The organism is Pseudomonas lactucae, from assembly GCF_016937615.1.
Classification (GTDB): Bacteria; Pseudomonadota; Gammaproteobacteria; order Pseudomonadales; family Pseudomonadaceae; genus Aquipseudomonas; species Aquipseudomonas lactucae.
In genome coordinates, this window is sequence record NZ_JAFHKI010000032.1 from 60721 (window position 1) to 67148 (window position 6428).

General features: G+C 62.1%; 5 protein-coding genes and 2 pseudogenes. 4 read left to right on the forward strand and 3 right to left on the reverse strand.

Features of this window, described 5'->3' with window-relative positions; translation table 11 throughout:
• The first annotated feature begins 96 nt into the window (after nt 1–96).
• The 4 genes and pseudogenes from JWR98_RS06880 (at nt 97) to JWR98_RS06895 (ending at nt 3241) form a co-directional block, all read left to right on the forward strand.
• Nucleotides 97–1492 (forward strand): annotated as a pseudogene (locus JWR98_RS06880) (COG3014 family protein).
• Between the two features lie 10 nt (nt 1493–1502).
• Nucleotides 1503–1874: a YcfL family putative periplasmic lipoprotein gene (locus JWR98_RS06885; protein ID WP_003176846.1), complete on the forward strand. Its 372-nt coding sequence runs from the start codon at nt 1503–1505 to the stop codon at nt 1872–1874.
• Between the two features lie 35 nt (nt 1875–1909).
• Nucleotides 1910–2497 (forward strand): penicillin-binding protein activator LpoB, encoded by a 588-nt coding sequence (gene lpoB, locus JWR98_RS06890; protein WP_078735166.1) that lies wholly within the window; start codon nt 1910–1912, stop codon nt 2495–2497.
• Nucleotides 2498–2500: 3 nt separating this feature from the next.
• Nucleotides 2501–3241, forward strand: a complete 741-nt coding sequence (locus JWR98_RS06895; protein ID WP_078826539.1) for a penicillin-binding protein activator LpoB — start codon at nt 2501–2503, stop codon at nt 3239–3241.
• A 78-nt stretch (nt 3242–3319) separates the two neighbouring features.
• Here the strand turns inward: JWR98_RS06895 and JWR98_RS06900 are convergent, their stop codons facing one another.
• The 3 genes and pseudogenes from JWR98_RS06900 to JWR98_RS06910 form a co-directional block, all read right to left on the reverse strand.
• Nucleotides 3320–3952: a LysE family transporter gene (locus tag JWR98_RS06900; RefSeq protein WP_205489584.1), complete on the reverse strand. Its 633-nt coding sequence runs from the start codon at nt 3950–3952 to the stop codon at nt 3320–3322.
• Between the two features lie 88 nt (nt 3953–4040).
• A pseudogene (locus tag JWR98_RS06905) lies at nt 4041–4612 on the reverse strand (mechanosensitive ion channel domain-containing protein).
• Nucleotides 4612–6428 (reverse strand): ATP-binding cassette domain-containing protein (locus JWR98_RS06910; protein WP_205489587.1); only part of this gene is annotated, 1817 nt, incomplete at its 5' end. The pseudogene JWR98_RS06905 and the gene JWR98_RS06910, both read right to left, overlap by 1 nt.

Sequence of the window (6428 nt, forward strand, 5' to 3'; positions counted from 1 at the left end):
TTTATAATGCGGCGCCCTGTTAGTGCGAAAGGGAATTTCGTTCCTCGTTTTTATGAGGAATCACCACACCGGTTGACTACTTTCAGGGAAGAAACTATGGCATTTCGCGCCTTAACGCCGCTCGCGCTCGCGACGGTCACGTTGCTCTCCGGCTGTTCGATGTTTCGCAGCTACGACACCGAGCTGCAAGCCACCAATCAACAATTGGCCACCGGCAACATCGACGGTGCCTTGACCCTGCTGGAAAAAAACAACACCGGCCAGGACAAGGACCTGCTGTATTTCTTCGAAAAAGGCGAGTTGTTGCGCGCCAAGGGCGACCTCGCCGGCAGCCAGACCGCCTGGCGCAGCGCCGACCTGCAAGTCTACAAGTGGGAAGAGTCGGTCAAGTTCGACAGCGCAAAGTACCTCGCCCAGTTCGGCAGTTTCCTGGCCAACGACAAGGTGCGTCGCTACGAAGGCTATGACTATGAAAAAGTCATGCTGACCACCCAGATGGCTCTCAACCTGCTGGCCCTGAATGACTTTGACGTGCGCGCACCGAGATCAAGAAGACCCACGAACGCGAAGCCGTGATCGCCGACCTGCGCGACAAGGAATACCTCAAGCGCGAGGACGAAGCCCAGCGCGAAGGCGTTACCACCCAGATGAAAGACCTCAGCGGTTACCCGGTGCAAGCCCTGAACGCTCCGGAAGTGGTCGGCCTCAAAAACAGCTACCAGAGTGCGTTCAGCCATTACCTGGCCGGCTTCATCTACGAAGCCCTGGGCGAAAAAGACCTGGCAGCCCCTGGCTACCGCAAGGCCGCCGAGCTGCGCCCGAATACGCCACTACTGGAAAAGGCCTTGCTGGACCTGGATAAATCCAAGGTCGGCGCCAATGAAACCGAGGTCCTGATTGTGGTGCAGAGCGGCCTCGCCCCGGCCCGCGATTCGATCCGCCTGCCCCTGCCGATCCCGATCAACGGCAACCTGGTGATCACCCCGCTGTCGTTCCCGGTGATCAAGGCCGATACGTCAACGGCAACCTTCACGCAGATCGGCGTCGACGGTCAGCAACAGAACCTCACCGCACTCAACAGCACCACGGCCATGTCGCGTCGCGCCCTGCGCGATGACATGCCGGGGATCATCCTGCGCACCACCGTGCGCGCGGTGACCCGTGGCGTGGCACAGAACAACCTGAACAAGACCAACCCCATGGCGGGCCTGGTGCTGGGCATTGCCTCGGCCGTCACCGAAGGCGCCGACACCCGCACCTGGCGCACCCTGCCGGACATGACCCAAGTGACGCGCCTGCGCCTCAAGCACGGCGAGCACCAGGTCAGCCTGCCCAACGCCCTGGGCGGCACGCTGGTGACGGTCAAGGCGACCAACGCTACCAAGTGATCACCCTGCGCGTGGTCGGTAACCAGGTGTTCGCCGGCGGCCTCGCGGCCCACGTGGTGCCGGGCACAACGCCTCAGGCCATCGCCACTCTCAAACAACCTTAAGGAGCACGCTATGCGTCATTTCATCCTCGGCGCCCTGGCGCTGGTCCTGCTTGCCGGCTGCGCCACCCCGCCACCGCCAGAGCCCGGCAGCGCCGCGAGCAAGATCGTGGTGATGGGCAAGTTCAAGGGCATCGCCGTCGGCGCCATTCGCGTGGCGCGCGAGAACGGCTTTCTCACCGCCAAGGTGCAGTTGAGCAACATCACCAGCAGCAACCAGACGCTGTATTACCGCTTCGCCTGGCTGGGTGCCGACGGCTTCCCGGTGGGCGACGAGGACACCTGGAAAGTGCTGAACCTGTATGCCAACCAGGCGACGTTCCTGCCGGCCATCGCCAATTTGCCTCAGGCGGCGGATTTTCGCCTTGAAGTCAAAACCCCTTGAGCCATTCCTTTCTTAAGCGCCAGAGAGATTTTCCCATGTTTGCACGCTTCTCGATTCTCGCCGTGGTTGCCGTCCTGGCCAGCGGCTGCGCCAATACTTCGCCGGTACTGGGCAGTAAAAACATCAACTACGGTGACACCAAGGCCGTGGAAACCGTGACCAACGAGTTCGGCTCCACCGACCTGCAGATGATCGCCGAAAGCATGACCCGCTCCCTGGCCCAGTCCGGCATCCTGCACGGCCGTCCAGTGGTGCAGGTGTACGACGTGAAGAACAAGACCAGCGAGTACATCGACACCCGCGAGATCACCACGTCGATCAAAACCCAGTTGATGAAGACCGGCACCGCGCGCTTCGCCAGCGACAACACCGACATGCAGAGCCAGGTCGACCAGCTCAAGCTGCAGAACCAGAGCGGCCTGTACAAGAAGACCACCGTGAGCAAGACCGGCAACATGGTCGCGGCCAAGTACCGCCTGGAAGGTTCCATCAGTTCCATCATCAAGCGCAGCTCGGACTACAAGGACGTGTTCTACAAGTTCAGCCTGCAGCTGATCGACGTCGAGAGCGGCCTGGCCGAGTGGATGGACGAAAAAGAAATCCGCAAGACGACGGAGCGCTAAGCAATGCGTGCATGGATCGGCATGATCGGCCTGCTGTGCGCCTTTGGCGCCTCGGCCGCGCCGAAGATCGCGGTGACCGACCTGGCCTATGAGGCACGGGTCGAGGAATACATCCACCAGGTCTCGGCCAGCGACAACTTCCAGGCTAGCGCCTACCACGCCAGTGGTGCGTCGAGCTACAGCGAGTACGAGAGCCGTACCAGCTACATCGAGCAGACCGAGCTGCGTAAGTTCAGCGGTGATATCAAGGGCGAGATCCTCAAGTCCCGCCAGTTCCAGCTGGTGCAGGGCACGCCCTACACCGCCGATGCCAAGGGTGACGTCTATGACGTGATCAAGCGCATCAAGGCCGGTAACTTCAAGGGCGCGGACTACGTGCTGTTCGGCACCCTGTCAGACATCGACTTTACCCAGGACATCAACGCCCTGGATCACACCAACAGCTACTCGGCGGTGCTGGGCCTGACCCTGGTGGCGGATTTCAGCCTGATCAACACCCGTACTTTCGAGATCACCTCGGCGTTTACCGCCATGGGTGAAGGCCAGGACACCAAGCTGGTGAACAGCCGCGACGTGCGTGTGAGCCTCAATCGGCCACGGGTGGTGAAGGAAGTGTCCAAAGCGCTGGGTGAAGATGTCGCGCGGCAGTTGGCGGAACAACTGGGTGGCGGCTATCAAGAGCCTGGCCAGCCGGTGTTGCGCAACAACCTGCCACGAGATGAAGCGCCGAAGATTCTGCGCTGAACGGTAGCCCTCCAGGCAACACACAACCAATGTGGGAGGTGGCTTGCCCCCTCCCACATTTTGATTCGGTTTCGTCAGTCAGGCCGTTGCGCGATGCAAGCTGGCAAGGAAGCCCGCAGCGCCGACAAACAACCCGGCAAACGTGCGGTTCATGCGTTTTTGCTGCTTGGGCGTACGCAACAGACGCAACACCTTCGACGCCAGCCCGGTGTAACCCGCCATCACGATCATATCGACGCTGATCATGGTCGCACCCAGGATCAGGTACTGGATCAGCAGCGGCGCCTGCGGGTTCACGAATTGCGGCAGGACCGCCAGCATGAATACCAGGGCCTTGGGGTTACTGGCATTGACCAGAAAACCACGGAACATCATTGCCAACGGCCTGCCGACGGGGCGTGGGGTCGCGTCGTCGGTCATGTCCATGGGCAAGGCGCGCCATTGCTTGACGGCCAGGTACACCAGGTACGCCACGCCAAACCATTTGATCGCGTAGAACGCCGTCGACGATGTCGCCAAAATGGCTCCGAGCCCGCAGGCGACCACGGCGATCTGCATCGCCAGGCCCAGTTGCAGGCCGATGGCATTCCAGTAGCCGCGCAGGAAACCGTATTGCAGGCCGCTGGACATCGAAGCGATGGCGCCGGCACCAGGGGAAAGGGAGATGATCCAACTGGCCAGGAAAAAGGCCAGCCACGTATCGAGCGCCATTGCACACCTCGGAGGGAATTTGCTGTTGTGGCCTTAAGCTAACTCCGCCGACCGAGGGCTGGCTATAGATTTTTACAAGATGTGAGTACTAACGAGCGCCCGGAAACACATGGGTGCCCGGCCAACGCCGCACCGAGCGCTGGAAGAACAGGCTGTTAGGCACCTGCACGATGGCGCTGTCGGTGCCCGCCGCTTCCACTTCGATCAGCGTGGTATAGAGCAGATTGATCGCCACGACCCGACCTTTTACGCCGGGTTTGTCGACGGTATCCACCAGCTCGACGATGTCACCGAGGCGAAACGGCCCGACGGTAAAAATCAGAATGGCGCACAGCAGGTTGGAAAGCACCGACCACATGGCGAAGAACGCCACGGCGGCGACCGCGACAAACCCCGACAGCGCCGTCCACAGCACGGTGGCGGACACGCCCAGGCGGCCCAGCACGAAAATCAGCGCACTGCCATGATCAGCCAGCGCAGGCCACCGCGCAGCGGCATCAGCAGTTGCGGCGGGAACGGGTAACGCTCGCCCAGGCGGGTCAGGCCTTTGGCGACGAAGCGCTGGGCCAGGTAGCCGGCCAGCAGGATCAGCAGGATTTGCACGCCGATCCAGACAGGCTCGATCCATTGCGCCGGCAGTGGTAGCTGCAACGCTTCCATCAGGACAGCGCCTCCAGCTCCGCTTGCAGGGTTTCGAGCAGTTCGAGGGCTTCCATCCAGGTTTCCTCCAATTGCCCTTCACGCACCTTGAGCTTGGCTTGTTCGGCCAGCAGGTCGCGCAGTTCGTCCTTGCGGGCCGCCTCGTACACGGCGCTGTCGCCCAGACTGGCTTCGATCCTGGCCAGGCGCTCGTGCACCTTGCCCAACTCGGCTTCCAGCTTGTCGGCTTCGCGCTTGTGCGGCGCCAGTTGCTGACGCAATGCGGCGGCCGCCTGACGCTGGGCTTTCTTGTCGGTCTTGTCCGGGTTGACCGGGGTGTTGCTTACCGGCGCGTTGCGCAGACGGTAATCGGTCAGCCAGCGGGCGTAGTCGTCCAGGTCGCCGTCGAACTCTTCGACTTTGCCGTCGGCCACCAACAGGAAGTTATCGGTAGTGCTCTTGAGCAAGTGGCGATCGTGGGACACCACCAGTACCGCACCGCTGAATTCCTGCAAGGCCATGGTCAACGCCAAGCGCATTTCCAGGTCCAGGTGGTTGGTCGGTTCGTCGAGCAACAGCAGGTTCGGCCGGTCCCAGGCGATAAGGGCCAGGGCCAGGCGAGCTTTTTCGCCGCCGGAGAAGTTCAGCACCGGCTCATCGATACGTGCGCCACGGAAGTCGAACCCGCCGAGGAAGTCGCGCAGTGTCTGCTCGCGTTCGGTCGGCGCCAGACGCTGCAGATGCAGCAACGGGCTGGCCTTGGCGTCCAGGGAGTCCAACTGATGCTGGGCGAAGTAGCCCACCACCGTGTTCTCGCCACGCGTCAGGTGGCCGGCCAAGGGCTCGAGTTCGCCCGAGAGGTTTTTGATCAGCGTCGACTTGCCCGCGCCGTTGGGGCCCAGCAGGCCGATACGCGCGCCCGGCGTGAGCTGCAGCTTGACCTTCTCCAGAATGGTCTTGTCACCGTAGCCCAGGCGAGCATCGGACAGGTCCAGCAACGGGCTGGAGATCTTCACCGACTCACGGAACACGAAGTCGAATGGCGAATCGACGTGGGCCGCTGACAGTTCCTCCATGCGCTCCAACGCCTTGATCCGGCTCTGGGCCTGACGGGCCTTGGTGGCCTGGGCCTTGAACCGGGCGATGTAGCTTTCCATGTGCGCACGCTGCGCCTGCTGTTTCTCGAACGCCTGTTGCTGTTGGGCCAGGCGCTCGGCACGCGCGCGTTCGAACGCGGTGTAGCCACCTCGGTAGAGGGTGATTTTCTTCTGTTCGACGTGGGCGATGTTGTCGACCACGGCGTCGAGGAAATCCCGGTCGTGAGAAATCAGCAGCAAGGTGCCCTGGTAGTTCTTGAGGAAGTCTTCCAGCCACAGGATCGCATCGAGGTCCAAGTGGTTGGTCGGCTCATCGAGCAGCAACAGGTCGGAGGGGCACATCAGTGCCTGGGCCAGGTTCAGGCGCATGCGCCAGCCACCGGAGAAATCCGCGACCGGCCGATCCATCTGCTCGTTGGTAAAGCCAAGGCCGGCCAGCATCTTGCGGGCGCGGGCGTCGGCGGTATAGCCGTCGGCACTGTCGAGCTCCGAGTGCAGGCGCGCCAGGGCGGCGCCGTCCTGGGCTTTCTCGGCCTCGGCGAGGTCGTGCTGCACCTGGCGTAAACGCAGGTCGCCATCGAGCACGTAGTCGATTGCAATGCGGTCCAGGGTGTCGATCTCCTGGCGCATATGGGCGATGCGCCAGTCGGCCGGCAGCAGGCAGTCCCCGGAATCAGGGGTCAGCTCACCCAGCAACAGGGCAAACAACGTGGATTTACCGGCGCCGTTGGCACCGATCA